The following is a 17,034-nucleotide window of genomic DNA, read 5'->3' as shown; positions in this document are numbered from 1 at the left end:
GTTAAAATCGCCCTCCCAATGGAAGAGGACAAATAGGTGCAGTGATGCTGCTGTAAATTGCTACCTTTGCAGTTTAATTCTTTCACGCATGAACAATATATTTATTAAACTTTTTAGCTTTTTAACTATCATGATAACAACCTTATCTGCCGAAGCGCTGGCACTTAACCCTATTCGTTTTGAAGTGTCTTTTAAAGAGCCTCAGGCCCATTACGCGGAAATTACCATGGAAATTGATCGCGTTAAAGAAGATTACGTGGACGTAAAAATGCCTGTTTGGGCACCGGGCTCTTATTTAGTGAGAGAATTTTCGAAGAATGTAGAAGGGTTCCATGCCAAAGATGCCAATGGGAGGCCGCTGACCAGTCGAAAAGTAAGCAAGAATACCTGGAGGGTTTCAAGCAAAGGCGCCGGAAAGATTATGGTGAGTTATCGTGTTTATGCGTTTGAAGTATCGGTGCGCACTAGTTTTATTGATGCTTCGCATGCTTTTTTATCGCCGACGGGTATCTTTATGTATGTAGATAATCAAATAAATCGGCCTGCAGAGGTGAAAATCATACCTCACAAATCGTGGAACAAGATTTCAACAGGATTGATGGAAAAAGAAGGCGAAGTCAATACATATTTCGCAGCTGATTTTGATATTTTATTTGATGCACCGATAGAAGTAGGAAACCAAGATGTGTTCGAGTTTACTGCGGCCGGAATTCCGCATGAGGTTGCAATGGTTAGCGGCGGTAATTACGACAAGGTGAGGTTGGCTAAAGATATGGCTAAGATCGTGGAATCTGCTACCGCCATTTTTGGGGAGAACCCGAATAAAAAATATGTATTTATTGTTCATAACTACCATTCAGGAGGTGGTGGATTGGAGCACCTTAATTCTACTGTACTCGGTGCAAGTCGGTTTAACTATAACAGTGAAAGCGGATATAAATCTTTTCTCAGTTTAGTTGCACACGAATATTTCCACTTATGGAACATTAAAAGATTACGCCCGGAAGCTTTGGGGCCGTTTAACTATGATCAGGAGAATTATACTACTAACCTTTGGATAGGAGAAGGTTTTACCGCTTATTATGATAATTTATTAGTGCGACGCGCTGGTTTTCATACAGAAGACAGTTATTTACAGATGTTGGCGACAGACGTAACAGCCGTCGAAAACCGACCAGGCAACCAGGTTCAACCGTTAAGTGAATCAAGCTTTGATGCTTGGATCAAATATTATCGCCAGGATGAGAATTCATTGAACAGTATCGTCTCCTACTATAATAAAGGAGCTTTGATTGCGATGATGATGGACCTGAAAATATTGCATTCTACCAAAGGGCAAAAAGGTCTGGATGACGTCATGCGAGAGGCTTATAACGAATTTTATAAAAAACAGGGCAAAGGCTATTCTGATGCAGCCTTCAAAGACTTAGCTGAAAAAGTAGCAGGAACTTCTTTAGATGATATTTATCATTTGGTTAATACCGCCGGTTCGCCTGACTATAATAAATATTTGCAGTTTGTCGGATTGGAGCTTGTCGACTTAAACGCGGCTACGAAACGCCGGATCTAGGCATTAAGACTTCAACAACAGATAATAAATTGTTGGTTCAGAATGTAATACGTGGTGGAGGAGCATGGGACGGAGGCATTAACGTGAAGGATGAGCTAATTGCAATTAACGGCTATCGCATAGACGCAACCGGAAAAGAGTTAGAACGAGTAGTTCAAGCCAGTAGAATCGGGGACGTTGTAAAAATGCTTGTTTCCCGTGATGGCATTATTCAAGAATTAGCTGTAAAAGTGCAGGCAAGTAAAACAGGAAAATATGCATTCATGCCAGCTGAAAATGTGACTGCTGAACAACAGCAACTAAGAGAGAAGTGGTTGGCTGAGCAATAAATAGTTGTTTAAGAGAGGGAAGGACGATTGCTTCCCTCTTTTTCGATTGTTTAAAAAGCGAAGCGAATGGAAAGGCCGAAACCGGCAAAGTCTAAACCGGTATTGTCGGGAGCAAAACGCATTTCCGGTTTCCAATCCAAAGAAAGGTTAATCGGCGCGCCATCAATTTTATAATCTAAACCTAGGACGCCGTCAATACTGAAAGCAGCGCCGCTATTATCTGTCTCTTTATTTTTATAAGTTCCGATACCAGCACCGGCACCATAATACCACCGTAGACCGGGAGCACCTTCAAAGTCATTATGGATTTCGTATAAACCTACCAGCTTGAAGGTGGATGATTTACTATTGGAGCGGAAGTTCAGAATCACATCCAATGCATTTTGGCCTTGTAGAAAAGTTTTAAAAGTCACTCCATTGGCGACACCAAAGCGACCTCCGATTGCACTTTTATATTCGTAACCGTCTGTGGCTTGCGCTTGTGATTTAACGGATATGAACAAAAGAGAAACCACACCCCATGCAATAAAAAGCAATTTTTTCATAGAATTAATCTTAAATAAATGTTAACAGTAAGTCGTCAGTTTTAAGCGCCAAAGTTACGCTAACTTGTTACAAAAACAATTTTTGATTGATTTTATTGTTCAAGAGACAAAATGTAAATGTCTTTTTATTATGTATACATAGCATATATTTGCCGTTTTACTTGTTCTGCTTCAATTTTTTCTTAGCTTAAAATGATACAGAGCCGATAAATTTTGCTATCTTTAATGGACGCTGAATAAACCGATTCATAAATTAATACGTAAACTTATGGCACTTTCGCGCGTTTTTGATTTGTTATCTAATTATAAGTCTTCCTTTGGACAAAAAACGGTTGTAGCGGGGAAGGAGGGAGGAAAATGGATGTGTTATGAAACCGATCATTTTCTTCAGATTGTTGATAACCTTAGTAAAGGCTTGCTCAATTTAGGCATAAAAAAAGGAGATAAGCTTGCCATTATGTCAGCTAACCGACCGGAATGGAACTTTACCGACTTTGCGATCAACCAAATAGGTGCTGCGGTAGTTCCGTTGTACCCAACCTTATCGGATCACGACCTAAATTATATTACCGAAAACGCAGAAGTGAAAATGGCCTTTGTAGGCACCTCGGATTTAGCTAAAAAATTGAAGACTGCACTTACCTTACACAATCTGGATATTCCATTATATACTTTTGATAAAGTAGAGGGGGAGAAATATTGGAAGGAAATTGAAGAGATTGGGGCATCGCTCACCACCGTTGATCTCGACGTTTACCGAAATGATATTCATGAAGATGATTTATTGACGCTCATTTATACCTCGGGAACTACCGGTAGTCCTAAAGGCGTGTTTTTATCACACAAAAATTTGGTAAGTAATTTCACCGATTGTGCCCATTTGCTTCCGGAGAATTATAAGACAGCCATTAGCTTTTTGCCTCTATGCCATATCTTTGAGAGGATGGTCGTTTACCTATACTTTTATAAAGGGATAAGTGTTTATTATGCGGAAAATATGGATACCATTGTTGCCGACATCAATGACGTGAAGCCGAATGGCTTTACAACAGTGCCCCGGGTATTGGAAAAGGTTTACGACAAGATTGTGGATAAAGGAAAGGCACTTACCGGGATTAAACATGCGCTGTTCTTCTGGGCTTTAGACTTGGGCTTGAAATTTAAAGAACCCCGTAAGAATTCGTTTTTCTACAAGATTAAGTTGGCAATAGCTAGAAAGCTTATCTTCAAAAAGTGGCAGATGGCTCTTGGAGGTAATATTGTGGGCATTATCAGTGGAGGTGCTGCTTTACAAGAGCGTTTGGCACGAGTATTTTGGGCCGCAGGTATCCCGGTGTTGGAAGGTTACGGTTTAACGGAAACTTCACCGGTTATAGCAGTAAATAATTTTGAGAGAAATGGATTGGGGTTTGGAACTGTAGGTCCTTTGTTAAAATCAGTGAAGGTAAAAATAGCTAGTGATGGAGAGATTCTGTGTAAAGGGCCAAATGTGACGAAGGGCTATTATAAAAATGATGAGGCTACACGAGAGGCTTTCGATGAAGATGGGTACTTTAAAACCGGCGACATTGGTGAGTTGACAACAGAGGGCTTTTTTGCGAATAACAGATCGTAAAAAGGAAATGTTTAAAACGGCAGGTGGTAAGTATGTCGCTCCTCAGATAATAGAGAATAAATTTATGGAATCGACATTGATTGCACAAATTATGGTGATTGGAGAAGGAAAACGTTTTCCTGCCGCGCTCATCGTTCCTGCGTTTGAGGAATTAAAAAAGTGGGCAGGCAAAAATGGAATTTCCGGAAGTACGAAGGAAGATCTGATAAAAGATCCCAAGGTTATAGAAAAATATCAACATGTCCTTGATAAAACTAATGAAAGTTTTGGGCATTGGGAACAGGTTAAGAAATTTGTTCTGCTACCAAATGAATGGACGATTGATGGTGGTGAGCTGACACCGAAATTAAGCCTGAAACGAAAAGTGATATTAGAGCGAACCAAAGAACTGATTGATCATATTTATAGCGATGAACATGATCAGAAACCAAGGGAACAACATCCATAGCAGCTAAATAGAGGAAATTATAATCCTCTATTTAATCTTTTTAATCGCTCTGTTTGCCCGTGAAGTCGCTATAGCGATCTTGTACTGATACCACCTGTCCTTGAAGATTTTCCGCATCGTATTGTCGAAATGACGTGTGATCACCAGGTTTCTGAAACCGCGCCACTTGTCCATTCTTTTTGAAGGCAATGCCCGAACACTGATGGAATAGCCTTCTGTCACATACTGTATGTAGTGCCAATAGCCGGAAGGCATCAACAAGGTTTCACCAGGATGGATTTCCGCTTCATAGCCGTTTAAGTATTTAAGCGCTGGGTATTTAGCGTAGTCGGGATTTTTTAAGTTGGCAATACTATGAAAATTATAAGGAAGTTTGTACATCAAATCCGACTGGTCCAAAGGAAAAAGCCAGATTCGCTTGATACCTTTGTATTGTGTAATGAACACATGTGACATATCGATATCAAAATGATTCCGTGTGCTCGAGCCTTCTCCGCCGAAAAATAAAAAGGGAAGCCATTTAAGAACCTTGCCACCCGTTAAATCATTGTATATTATATCATTATTTAGTTCAGGTTTTAGTTTTATCAAATTAAACAAAAATATACGCAGGTCCGTTGGTTCACGTTCGATCAAATCCAGATATTCGGAGAATTTCATCTTCGTCACCGGAGCACTTTTCGCCCGATCGTTTGAAGTGTCCTCTTTGCCATATAGTTCAATAACATGATCGCCTGCAATCTCCTTGAAGTAGTCGTAGTTCCATTTACTGAATGCAGGACTATCTTTACTGACGAAATCTTCCAAGATAACCGGAACCCCTTTGTTAAAATATTGGTCAAGGAACTCTTTTGAGCTCAACCCTGATCGCCTATCTGTCTTCTTTAGTTGCACTTCTTATAGGTTATGACACGTGTAACTGCAAACTTATAAATTCTTTTGCATATGTAGTATGCTTTTTATTTAGATAAATTATATACAAGAGAAATGCCAAAATCGCTCTTAAGAGACGATATGATCTTAGAATTGAATGATAAAGACAGTGTGGAAGCCAAATTGCTTCGAAAATCCTCAATTAACTGAAAACTTTATAAAGTTCTTGTTTCTTATGGAATTATAGATTAGATTTGCTATGCAAGCATAATAAAAAATGAGCCAAGAGAATACCATTGATTATTACTTAAAGATTACCTGGCAGTCAATTGCTAGTAAATACAATCAATTAGCATCGAAACACGGCATTACACAGGCAACAGGATATGTTTTGATCAATATCAGAAAAGACGGGACACCCGTTACGCAAATAGCCGGATTATTAGGTGTTAAATCAACAAGTTTATCGCGTATGTTAAGCGGAATGGAACAACAAGGGCTAATTTATAGAAGAGCCGACGCACAGGATAAGCGTTCGGTACGTGTTTTTTTAACGGAGGAAGGACAGAAAAGGCGAGAGATTGCAAAAAATATTGTAAGGGAATTTAATAGTTACCTGGACAGCTTAATTAAAGATAGTGAGCGACAAAAACTTATAGATACATTGAAACGATTAAATGAATTGGCTGTTAAATATGTTCCGAAAGAAGGGTAAGCTGAATAAAAAGCTTGAAAAAAGCTATTGTCACTATGTTTTATCAAAAGCCTCTTAGTTATGATCAATAAAAGTATAAAGAAGGTAGCCGTATTGGGTTCAGGGGTAATGGGGTCTCGTATTGCCTGTCATTTCGCCAATATAGGTGTTTCTGTTTTATTATTGGATATCGCTCCGACGGAGCTTTCCCCTGACGAACAGGCCAAAGGTCTAACTTTGGAAAGCCGACAGGTTAGAAACCGTATCGTTAGTCAATCATTAGAAACCGCATTAAAGACAAACCCATCGCCTATATATAGCAAGCAATATGTTCAGCGTATCACAACAGGTAACTTTACAGATAATATGGCTGATATAGCGCATGTCGATTGGATTATAGAGGTGGTTGTAGAGCGTTTGGATATTAAGCGACAGATTTTCACGCAGATAGAACAATATCGAAAACCAGGGACGCTTGTTAGTAGTAATACCTCTGGTATTCCTATGCATCTAATGATTGAGGGACGAAGTGAAGATTTCAAAAAACACTTTTGTGGTACTCATTTCTTTAACCCACCTCGTTATCTGAGGTTGTTGGAAATCATCCCATCACGCGAAACGGAACCTGCGATTATCGAGTTTTTAATGCATTATGGAGATAAATTTCTAGGCAAAACAACTGTGTTGTGCAAAGACACTCCCGCATTTATTGGAAATAGGATTGGTGTATACTCAATGTTGGCCGTCACACATTTGGTTAAGAAGCTAGATCTCACCCTAGAAGAAGTAGATAAATATACAGGTCCTGCTATGGGACACCCCAAATCTGCCACTTTTAGGACCTCGGATGTTGTCGGGTTGGATACGATGGTGAATGTTGCAAAAGGCCTATACGAAAATGTTCCTGAAGATGAAGCGCGGGATATTTTCGTTTTGCCAAGCTATATTGACAACATGGCTGAAAGAAAGTGGCTGGGTGAAAAAACTAAACAAGGCTTTTATAAGAAAGTAAAAGATGAGAAGGGAAATAGTGAAATCCTGGTGCTTGACTTGGGCACCATGTCTTATCGAAAGCAGGAAAAGATAAAATCGGTAACATTAGAGGAAACCAAAAAGATTGATGACCTGGCGAAACGAATGAAAGTTTATGAACAGGGAAATGATAAAGCAGCGGAATTATTTCGCGCCATGCATTATCCACTGTTTGAATATGTATCTAAACGTATTCCGGAGATAAGTGAAGAGTTTTATCGAATTGACGATGCGATGCGCGCGGGCTTTGGTTGGGAATTAGGACCCTTTCAAGTATGGGATGCGCTAGGTGTTGAGGAAACATTAGAAAAAATAAAGCAAGAAGAAAAGCGGATTCCAGGGCAAACGGGCGAAGTCGCATCGTGGGTATTGGAAATGTTGCAATCCGGGCATAAAAGCTTTTATAAGGTCGAAAACGGGAAAAGATTATTTTATGATATTCAGAGCAAAGACTATAAAGAAATCCCTGGTATAGCTGATTTTATCAACTTAGACGATCTCCGAAAAACGAAGACCTTATGGAAAAATAGTGGCGTATCAATCATCGACCTAGGTGACGGGATACTTAATGCAGAGATCCATACGAAGATGAATACGATCGGTGGAGATGTGATTCAAGGCATTAACAAAGCAATTGATATGGCCGAAAAAGAATATAAGGGCTTGGTTATCGGGAACGACGGAGCCAACTTCTCTGCCGGAGCCAATATCGGGATGATTTTTATGATGGCCGTAGAGCAGGATTACGATGAGTTAAATATGGCCGTTAAGTTATTTCAGAATACGGCCATGCGCTTGCGTTACTCGAATATACCCGTCGTAGTTGCTCCATTTAATCTGACCTTGGGAGGAGGGTGTGAATTTGCTATGCATGCTGATTTCGTGCAGCTCCATGCGGAAACTTATATGGGACTCGTTGAATTTGGGGTTGGGGTGATACCGGGTGGTGGTGGCTCGAAAGAATTTGCCTTAAGGGCTTCAGATGAGTATAAAGCAGATCAAATTAGTCAAAATGTGCTAAAGGAACGTTTTTTAACCATCGGCCAAGCAAAAGTAAGTACTTCCGGAATAGAGGCATACGAACTAGGTTATCTCCAACAAGGTAAATTTGCCATTACGATGAATCGTAGCCGATTGCTTGCGGATGCAAAGGCAAAGGCTTTAGGTCTGGCTGAAGCCGGCTATACTGCGCCTATTCCGAGAAACAATATTAAAGTATTGGGAAAGCAGGGATTAGGCATCGTGTACGTTGGAGCAAACTCAATGAAATCAGGAAATTATATTAGCGAACATGATCAGAAAATATCAGAGAAGCTTGGCTGGGTATTGTGTGGGGGAGACCTCTCGGCACCTACGGAAGTTTCCGAGCAATACTTGTTGGATCTTGAAAGAAAGGCCTTTTTGGAGCTGACAGCGGAAAGGAAAACACTGGAACGAATACAGCACATGTTAACTAAAGGTAAAGCACTCAGAAACTAAGTTATCTTAAAATAGTGAAGATATGGAAGCATATATAATAGCGGGTTACAGAACGGCTGTAGGAAAGGCTCCAAAAGGCGCTTTCCGATTTACACGTGCTGATGATTTGGCTGCGGCGGTCATAAGACACCTGGTCAATTCTGTTCCTAACCTTAATAAAGAAGAAATAGATGATGTCATTGTTGGAAACGCTACGCCTGAAGCAGAGCAAGGGTTAAATATGGCAAGGCTCATTTCTTTGATGGCACTCGATACTGATAAGGTTCCCGGCGTTACGGTCAATAGATATTGTGCATCAGGTTTGGAGACAATAGCAACTGCTGTGGCTAAAATAAAAGCAGGAATGGCAGATGTAATTGTTGCCGGCGGTGTTGAAGTGATGTCGGGTATGCCTATGGGGGGGTGGAAAGTGGTTCCAAATTCAGATGTAGCAAAGACACACCCCGACTGGTATTGGAATATGGGCTTGACGGCCGAAGCGGTCGCTAAAGAATATAAGGTGAACAGGGAAGATATGGATTCGTTTTCTTATCATTCGCATCAAAAGGCAATTTCAGCGATTACAAAGGGTTTGTTTAAAGAGGAAATTATGCCTTTTACGGTAATGGAAAACTTTGTTCGCGATAATAAGATCGGTACGAGAGAATATATAGTGGATACAGATGAAGGACCCCGGGCTGATACAAGCCTTGAAGCGCTGGCTAAACTGAAGCCTGTTTTTGCGGCGGACGGACTTGTAACAGCTGGTAACTCGAGCCAGACGTCAGATGGTGCAGCGTTTGTATTGGTTGTATCAGAGAGAAAGCTAAAGCAATTAAATTGCCAACCGATTGCCAGATTAGTTAGTTATGCCGTAGCCGGTGTTCCACCACGTATTATGGGAATAGGTCCCATATTTGCTATACCAAAAGCGCTGAAACAAGCGGGACTAAATTTGGATGATCTTAGTCTTATTGAATTAAATGAGGCCTTTGCTTCCCAATCGCTGGCCGTTATTCGCGAGTTAAATTTAAATCCTGATTTAGTTAATGTAAATGGCGGAGCTGTTGCTTTGGGACACCCATTAGGTTGTACAGGAGCTAAATTAAGCGTACAAATTTTTAACGAACTAAAAAGAAGGAGGCAAAAATACGGAATGGTGACGATGTGTGTCGGAACAGGGCAAGGGGCTGCAGGAATCTTCGAAATGCTTTAGTGTTTATGCTTTATGTTGTGGAACTTAAGACCATTGCCTAACAATTACTAAAAATACAGATTATGGAAACCGTGGATAAAAAGAGAGCAATAAAAGGTGGCGAATTCGTTATTAAAGAGACCCGTTACGAAGACGTTTTTATTCCTGAGGAGTTTGATGAGGAACAGCTGATGATCAAGAAAACCTGCCAAGATTTTCTTCAGACGGAGGTTACTCCAAATTTAGAAAGAATCGATAATCAAGAAGAAGGCCTAATGCAAACCTTGCTTGATAAGGCAGGAGAACTTGGTTTGTTAGGTGTTTCTATACCGGAAGAATATGGGGGCTTTGGAAAGAACTTCAACACGTCTATGCTTGTTACAGATGCAGTGGGTGCCGGACATAGTTTTGCAGTAGCACTTTCTGCTCATACCGGTATAGGAACTTTACCTATCCTTTATTACGGGAATACCGAGCAAAAGCAAAAGTACATTCCAAAACTAGCCACAGGAGCGTATAAAGCAGCTTATTGCTTAACGGAGCCTAATGCAGGGTCGGATGCTAATAGCGGTCGCACGACCGCTAAATTAAATGATGAGGGAACGCACTATCTGATCAACGGTCAAAAGATGTGGATTACAAACGGTGGTTTTGCCGATATATTTATCGTATTTGCTAAGATTGATGATGATAAGAATCTTTCGGCGTTTATTGTAGAGCGTGCCTTTGGGGGTATTACGATGAATCCCGAAGAACATAAACTGGGAATTAAAGGTTCTTCAACAAGACAGGTGTTTTTTAATGATTGCCTTGTCCCAAAAGAAAATCTGCTATCAGAACGCGAAAACGGATTTAAAATAGCGGTCAATATTCTAAATATTGGGCGAATTAAACTTGGTGCAGCAGCTATCGGCTCTTCACGTAAGGTTATCTCGCAAGCAATTAACTATGCAAATGAACGGGTGCAGTTTAAATTGCCAATTGCGAAATTCGGTGCAATTCGGTATAAACTTGCGGAGATGGCAATTCGAAATTTCGCAGTGGAAAGTGCCGCTTACCGTGCAGGGCAGAATATTGATGATGCCTATGAAGCGCTTGTTTCCGACGGTATGGAACCCGCCAAAGCTAAACTAAAGTCGACCGAACAATTTGCTATTGAATGTGCAATTCTTAAGGTTTGTGGTTCAGAAATGCTCGACTATATCGTTGATGAAGGCGTGCAAATTTATGGTGGAATGGGTTATTCAGCCGACGCTCCAATGGAGAGGTCTTATCGCGATTCGAGAATTAATAGAATATTTGAAGGAACTAACGAAGTAAACCGTTTACTCATTGTTGATATGTTACTAAAGCGAGCGCTCAAAGGTGAACTTGATCTCATGGGGCCAGCACAAGAGGTGGCAGGAGAATTAATGGCTATACCTGACTTTTCAGAACCTGAGGATGTTTTGCTTGCTTACGAAAAAAGAGTTATTGTGAATCTGAAGAAAGCGGGCCTATTAGTTGCCGGTGCTGCCGTTCAGAAGTTAATGATGACGCTACAAAAGGAACAGGAGATCTTAATGAATATCGCCGATATTATCGGCACCGTTTATCTTGCTGAATCTACTTTATTAAGGGTGGAAAAATTAGTACACTTCAAAAATGAGCAAGAAGTGGCGGGACAAATAGACATGGCACGGATCTTTTTATACAATGCAGTTGACAAGTGTACTTGGCTGGTAAAGAAGCACTGAATTCTTTTGCAGAAGGCGATGAGTTAAAAATGATGTTGGCAGGCTTACGAAGATTTACAAAGCTAGAGCCATTTAATGTTAAAGAGGCGAGGCAACGAGTGGCCAAGCTGCTTATTGATGCCAACGGATATTGTTTTTAGATAAATTATTAGCAAAGTCAAACCTCATGGCAAAATCGAAGTTTTGCCATGAGGTATTGATCAAGGTCATTAATGTTGGAAAAGTGTTAAAATTAGTTCTAAGGCTTTTTGAAGTAAAAATTTTATGTTAGGTTTGGACTTACTTAACGTTGAGGATAGTCCAATGTATAATATGATCAAAAGTTTCCTAGTCATCTCTTCTTTTCTTGTTTTATCGATTTTTCAAGCCAACGCGCAAGATTATTCCCTGATTGCCGATAAGTATGTCGCTTCATCAGGAGATAGTGTAACTTACACCATATATCAAGGAAGAGGCTTAGAATCTTCAGAAATAGCACCGGAAGCAGTTAAAAATCTAATTTATGCAAATTATACCCAAGGAGGAAAGAAGGTGGCCGACACTATTCCATTGAATAAAGACTTTCTAAAATATGCGGCTGTTCAACAAAATGGGGGACAAAGTCTATTGACAATTGAGTTTAAAGGCGGAGCAGTTACTTATGACCAACTAGTAGTAGAAGATTTCGCAAAAACTGAAAATTTGACTGATTTGGCTTCGGTTATTGACTCATCGGGGTTTACCACTGAATATACTGCAAATACTTTTTTTACTGCGAAGGCTCTTACAATCACTGACAAGTCAAATGGAAATCTTTATAAAGCAAAGGAATGCAAACAGCTGGAAATTATACTTGAACAAAATCCCTATAAATTACAATATGGAGATGATATAACTGCCGTAATCTTATTGGATGGCAAACCATTGGAAGGAACGAGTACCACTATTTACACGAAATCAGGCAATGGGCAAGTGCATGCGGCAAAATATCGCTCCAATGCAGAGGGTAAAATATACTTTAAACTTAATCGATCCGGGTTGTGGCTTTTACAAACAGTGTACGCTAATCCAAGTCAGGAAAAGGGCATTAATTACAACTATTATCAAAGCTCCTTTTCCTTTCGGTTTCAATGATAATCGGTGTATCCGTATCAGATCTTGTCCTTTTGCTGTTCTTTCCATTGCTTGCTAAAGGATTCAGGGGCAATAGAGGGTAATGTTCTTTTGGTTCCCCAAGCTTTTGCAAAAAACCTGCTTAGAAAGAAATTTTTCCATTTGCCACCCCAAAAGTCTAGCCATTTCCTTTTGGTTGCAATCTTCACGAAAGCCTTCCATCCCCAGTTTTCAACTTGAGGGTTTAGTCCTTCCTTAACGGAGTCCCGCCGATTTAGTAAAAGCATTTTATGAATATCAATTTTAACGGGACATACTTCTGAACACTTGCCGCACAAGCTACTGGCATAACTTAAATGCTTGAACTCTTGCATCCCCTTCATATGGGGCGTAATAATTGATCCTATAGGGCCGCTGTAGGTTGTGCCGTAAGTATGGCCCCCAACATTTTTATAAATTGGGCATGCATTCAGACAGGCTCCACAGCGGATGCAATAAAGTCCCTGTCTTTGATCTTTCTGTGCTAATAAATCTGTCCGACCATTATCGAGTAAAATAACATACATCTCATCAGGTCCGTCAGACTCGTTTTCTCGCTTCGGGCCACTTAAAATGGTGTTATAAACGGTGAGGTTTTGGCCAGTACCGTGATTGCCCAAAAGAGGCCAGTATAAATCCAAATCGCTGATAGACGGAATCAGTTTTTCTATACCAACAACGGCTATGTGTATTTTTGGAAAGCTCGTGCTTAATCGTGCATTCCCTTCATTCTCGGTAATGGCGATGCTACCTGTATCTACAAGGAGAAAATTTGCGCCTGTAATTCCAACATCGGCAGACAGATATTCATCTCTTAATAACTCCCGTGCTTTCAAGGTAAGTTGTTCTGCACTTGCATTTTCGGGTGTGCCGAATTTTTCGTGGAATAGCTTCGCTATATCGGGCAAGCTGAGATGCATAGCTGGAGTGACAATATGATAGGGCTTTTGACCAAGCAGCTGAACAATATATTCTCCTAAATCAGTTTCAACTGATTCGATTTGATTGCTTTCCAAGAAGGCATTCAGTTCAATCTCCTCGGTTACCATTGATTTTGACTTCACTACCTTCTTCGCCTGTATTCTTTTCAGTATCGTTAGTATTTCCTGCTGCGCTTCTTGTATATCATTAGCCCAAATGACTTTTCCGCCATTTTTTTGGAAATTCGCTTCAAACTCAGGTAAAAGCTTATCCAAATTTTCCATTACCCGCCACTTCAGGCTGTGCGCTTTGCGTTTTGCATTTTCTAGATTATTCCATCGCTTAAGCCCATTACTGACTGCCGTATCATATCGGTCAATATTAAAGCTAATAACCCTTCGATGTTGTAGATCAAAGGCTTTGCTCTCGCTCGCTAATATGAAATTTGATGCAGTTTTTGTAGACATAGGGCAGCGTGTTTTTACTTTAATAACGTAAATACCCGATCGTTATTTTTTATGTGAATCGACAATGGGTTTTGTATCTCTCGTGACTAAATCCCATGCTGTATAAAAGACAAGCTTTGCTCGTTTGCAGAGCAGTGGGAAATCAATTTTATCCACTGTATCTCCAATATCATGATAATCCTCATGGACGCCATTAAAGTAAAAAATAACAGGGATGTCGTTTTTTGCAAAATTGTAATGATCCGAACGATAATATATCTTTTCGGGATCGTTAGGATCGTTATATCGATAATCTAAATCCAATTTGGTATATGTTTTATTCGCCGCTTCACTAATGTGATGAAGTTCTGAACTCAATTTATCCGAACCTACCAAATAAACGTAATCCGCTTTAGCGAAATGCGACGGATCAATTCTACCAATCATATCTATATTAAGATTGGCGATGGTTTTATTTAATGGAAATACAGGGTGCCTCGTATAATAGTCGGATCCTAATAGACCTTTTTCCTCGCCTGTAACCATCATAAATAAGATACTTCTTCTTGGAGAATGACCATTCTCCTTCGCTCGTGCGAATGCCTTTGCAATCTCAAGTACAGCCGTAACCCCCGAGCCATCATCGTCCGCTCCATTGTTTATTTCACCATTTGGGTTAACCCCAATGTGATCATAGTGAGCTGTTATCACTAAAAGTTCGTCCTTTAAGTCGGTGCCCTCCAAATAGCCCAAAACGTTTTGCGCTTTGACATCAATGATTTTTTGCCCGAAGGATAATTTTAAGGTACTTTTAAGCACCCGACTTCTAGGTTTTCCACTTTCGGTAATCTCCTGCTTCAATTTTTCAAGATTGGATCCGTGGGATGATAATATTAAATTAGCCGTTTGTGGAGAAATATAAACAACTGTAGGGGAATGATCCGTGCTTAGATTTTCCTGTGTCAAATCTTCTTTTAATTGAATCTTTTCTGCATATTTTTTCTTACTGATTTGCTGTATTAAGGTGTCTGCATTTTTTGATATAGCTAAAATCAATTTTGGCTTCTTACTGATTATATGCTGCATTCGCTTGCTATTGCTGGTCGACCAAATAGAGCCTTTCGTTTGCCCCGTTATAAGTGATTTCCCCATCTTATCCCTCGGTTCATCCTCATTAAGTAACAGAACTACCTTATCAGCAATATCGATTTTAGCTAAATCGTCGTAATGCTTGTCGCTAATACCATAACCAATAAAAACCATCCGGTCAGTTTTTATTTCCTGTTCCGATCTTTTGCCAATAATCAGAAAATCCTTCTCATGCCGAAAGGTATGTTCACCTACTTCAAAGGTATCAACCGAAAAAGCTTTCGTAGCTAGTTCCACGGGTTGGTAATAGCTACTGTTAACGGGTGCCGTTAAACCTAATAGTTCAAATTGCTGCGCAATGTAATTCGCAGCTTTGTCTGCTCCTACTTTTCCCGTTTCCCTTCCCTCAAACTCATCTGATGCGATAATTGTTAAGTGTTTTCTCGCAGATGTAGGGTCGATGAGCTCGGCATAGGTGGAAGGTACGCTGTGTTGTGCGTAACATCCGATAAGAACGAAAAAAAGTATTGTAGTGACTATCCCTTTAATCGACATAGGCCAAAAACTATAAACAGGCTATCTTATTAACACGAGTACCGTGTCTACCCCCTTCAAATTCGGTAGCGAGAAAGATCTGTACCATTTCTTTACATTCTTCTATGGATGTGAAACGTGCCGGCAAACAGATAATATTTGCATTGTTGTGTTGGCGAGCAAGCGCTGCTATCTCTGGCTTCCAACAAATGGCAGCCCGTATTCCTTGGTGTTTATTAGCTGTAATGGCGACACCGTTAGCACTGCCGCAAACCAATATGCCTATATCGCAAGAACCACTTTCTACTGCGCTCGCAGTAGGATGGGCGAAATCAGGATAATCTACGGATTCAACACTATCCGTTCCAAAGTTGCGCACGGTATATCCTAATTCTTCTAAATATTGAATAATGGCTGCTTTATATTCGAAGCCTGCATGATCGCCGCCGATAGCTACTGTTTTGATTTGCATCTTTATACTGATTTATTGTTCGTTATTGTAAAATGCTTTTTCTGCTTTTAATTTAGCTCTTTCAACCCGTCCCGCAATTACTATACTAAGCTCATATAGCAAAAACAGAGGGAAGCTTACCGTTAACATGGTTAGTATGTCTGGCGTAGGTGTCACAATAGCGGCTATCACTAAAATGACGACGATAGCATAGCGTCTAGTTGCTCTCATAAATTGGGGTGTCATAATGCCGATTTTCGACAGAATGTATATAATGATCGGTAGCTCAAAAACGATACCTGTACCCAGGGTCAATGTGGCAACCGAAGATAAGTATGAGTCGACCGTTATTTGGTTATCAATCTCCGGACTTACCGAATAATGCGCCAGAAAATTGACAGACAAAGGAGCAATCATGAAATAGCCAAAAAGGATTCCTAAAATGAATAAAAGTGTCGCGTAAAATACAAAACCATTGGCCGACTTTCTTTCAATATCGGTTAAGGCCGGTTTTACAAAGAGCCATATTTCGTAGAGAAGATAAGGAAAGCCCAAAACCAAGCCAATTAAAAGCGAAGAGTTCAATTGCAAGGTGAATTGTCCCGCCATATCAGTGTTTATAATATTGATCGGGATTTCGGTTACACAGAAATCAGGGCCTAAATTAAATTTTTCTCCAATGATACACATCATTCTATATGTCCAAAAATCAGGTTTTTTCGGACCCATAATAACGGTATCGAAAATGAAATCATAGAAGGCGAAAGCCAACCCCATAAATATCGCTATTGCTATGGCTGAACGAATCAGATGCCATCTTAGAACCTCCAAATGGTCAAAGAATGACATTTCGGCTTCGATGGTTTTGCCTTTTTGTTTAATGGTTTCAATAATTTTTTTTCCGGAGATTTCACTCATAATATTTAGTAGTAAATAAAAACCAATCAAAGTGTTAATGAAATAGGTT

The 17,034-nt window shown here is 40.1% G+C and carries 14 protein-coding genes and 1 pseudogene; 9 read left to right on the top strand and 6 right to left on the bottom strand.

The annotated features are described in order from the left end of the window. Nucleotides 1-130: 130 nt before the first annotated feature. Both QT327_RS06440 and QT327_RS06435 read left to right on the top strand, forming a co-directional pair. A complete protein-coding gene (locus QT327_RS06440) occupies nucleotides 131-1,570 on the top strand; it encodes a M61 family metallopeptidase (RefSeq protein ID WP_289552376.1) in 1,440 nt (479 codons plus the stop codon). A 29-nt stretch (nucleotides 1,571-1,599) separates the two neighbouring features. After that, nucleotides 1,600-1,899: a PDZ domain-containing protein gene (locus tag QT327_RS06435; protein WP_289552375.1), complete on the top strand. Its 300-nt coding sequence runs from the start codon at nucleotides 1,600-1,602 to the stop codon at nucleotides 1,897-1,899. Nucleotides 1,900-1,949: 50 nt separating this feature from the next. Here QT327_RS06435 and QT327_RS06430 read toward each other — a convergent pair whose 3' ends face one another. Then, on the bottom strand, nucleotides 1,950-2,444 hold the full coding sequence (locus QT327_RS06430) for a hypothetical protein (RefSeq protein ID WP_013663354.1): 495 nt from the start codon (nucleotides 2,442-2,444) through the stop codon (nucleotides 1,950-1,952). A 268-nt stretch (nucleotides 2,445-2,712) separates the two neighbouring features. On the opposite strand from QT327_RS06430, the gene QT327_RS06425 reads away from it, so the two are divergent. Next, nucleotides 2,713-4,059, top strand: coding sequence for an AMP-dependent synthetase/ligase (locus QT327_RS06425; RefSeq protein WP_354004759.1), 1,347 nt, complete (start codon nucleotides 2,713-2,715; stop codon nucleotides 4,057-4,059). 7 nt (nucleotides 4,060-4,066) lie between these two features. After that, a complete protein-coding gene (locus QT327_RS28200; protein ID WP_354004758.1) occupies nucleotides 4,067-4,507 on the top strand; it encodes a hypothetical protein in 441 nt (146 codons plus the stop codon). A 27-nt stretch (nucleotides 4,508-4,534) separates the two neighbouring features. Here QT327_RS28200 and QT327_RS06420 read toward each other — a convergent pair whose 3' ends face one another. After that, nucleotides 4,535-5,401, bottom strand: a complete 867-nt coding sequence (locus tag QT327_RS06420) for a cupin-like domain-containing protein (protein WP_013663352.1) — start codon at nucleotides 5,399-5,401, stop codon at nucleotides 4,535-4,537. Nucleotides 5,402-5,657: 256 nt separating this feature from the next. Between QT327_RS06420 and QT327_RS06415 the strand changes: the two genes are divergently transcribed. The 5 genes and pseudogenes from QT327_RS06415 (at nucleotide 5,658) to QT327_RS06395 (ending at nucleotide 12,608) form a co-directional block, all read left to right on the top strand. Continuing rightward, on the top strand, nucleotides 5,658-6,095 hold the full coding sequence (locus QT327_RS06415) for a MarR family winged helix-turn-helix transcriptional regulator (RefSeq protein ID WP_013663350.1): 438 nt from the start codon (nucleotides 5,658-5,660) through the stop codon (nucleotides 6,093-6,095). Between the two features lie 60 nt (nucleotides 6,096-6,155). Continuing rightward, nucleotides 6,156-8,585 carry a 3-hydroxyacyl-CoA dehydrogenase/enoyl-CoA hydratase family protein gene (locus QT327_RS06410; RefSeq protein WP_130858344.1) on the top strand — a complete coding sequence of 810 codons (2,430 nt, stop codon included), beginning with the start codon at nucleotides 6,156-6,158 and terminating at the stop codon, nucleotides 8,583-8,585. A 22-nt stretch (nucleotides 8,586-8,607) separates the two neighbouring features. Beyond that, nucleotides 8,608-9,780 (top strand): acetyl-CoA C-acyltransferase, encoded by a 1,173-nt coding sequence (locus tag QT327_RS06405; RefSeq protein ID WP_130858345.1) that lies wholly within the window; start codon nucleotides 8,608-8,610, stop codon nucleotides 9,778-9,780. Between the two features lie 62 nt (nucleotides 9,781-9,842). Continuing rightward, nucleotides 9,843-11,635: pseudogene (locus QT327_RS06400) on the top strand (acyl-CoA dehydrogenase FadE). 172 nt (nucleotides 11,636-11,807) lie between these two features. Next, on the top strand, nucleotides 11,808-12,608 hold the full coding sequence (locus QT327_RS06395) for a DUF4198 domain-containing protein (protein ID WP_165447084.1): 801 nt from the start codon (nucleotides 11,808-11,810) through the stop codon (nucleotides 12,606-12,608). Between the two features lie 17 nt (nucleotides 12,609-12,625). On the opposite strand, the gene QT327_RS06390 is transcribed toward QT327_RS06395, so the two are convergent. The 4 genes from QT327_RS06390 to tatC are packed head-to-tail and all read right to left on the bottom strand — an operon-like array spanning nucleotide 12,626 to nucleotide 16,985. Continuing rightward, nucleotides 12,626-14,014: a LutB/LldF family L-lactate oxidation iron-sulfur protein gene (locus QT327_RS06390; RefSeq protein ID WP_013663345.1), complete on the bottom strand. Its 1,389-nt coding sequence runs from the start codon at nucleotides 14,012-14,014 to the stop codon at nucleotides 12,626-12,628. Between the two features lie 42 nt (nucleotides 14,015-14,056). Next, nucleotides 14,057-15,637, bottom strand: coding sequence for a M28 family peptidase (locus QT327_RS06385; protein ID WP_130858348.1), 1,581 nt, complete (start codon nucleotides 15,635-15,637; stop codon nucleotides 14,057-14,059). A gap of 10 nt (nucleotides 15,638-15,647) precedes the next feature. Beyond that, nucleotides 15,648-16,088, bottom strand: a complete 441-nt coding sequence (gene rpiB / locus QT327_RS06380; RefSeq protein WP_013663343.1) for a ribose 5-phosphate isomerase B — start codon at nucleotides 16,086-16,088, stop codon at nucleotides 15,648-15,650. A 12-nt stretch (nucleotides 16,089-16,100) separates the two neighbouring features. Further along, a complete protein-coding gene (tatC, locus tag QT327_RS06375) occupies nucleotides 16,101-16,985 on the bottom strand; it encodes a twin-arginine translocase subunit TatC (protein ID WP_013663342.1) in 885 nt (294 codons plus the stop codon). Between the last annotated feature and the right edge of the window lie 49 nt (nucleotides 16,986-17,034).

This window comes from Olivibacter sp. 47 (genome assembly GCF_030372825.1).
Taxonomy (GTDB): Bacteria; Bacteroidota; Bacteroidia; order Sphingobacteriales; family Sphingobacteriaceae; genus Olivibacter; species Olivibacter oleidegradans.
The sequence above is the reverse complement of the archived record's forward strand: the minus strand, read 5'-3'. Positions and strand labels throughout refer to the sequence as shown.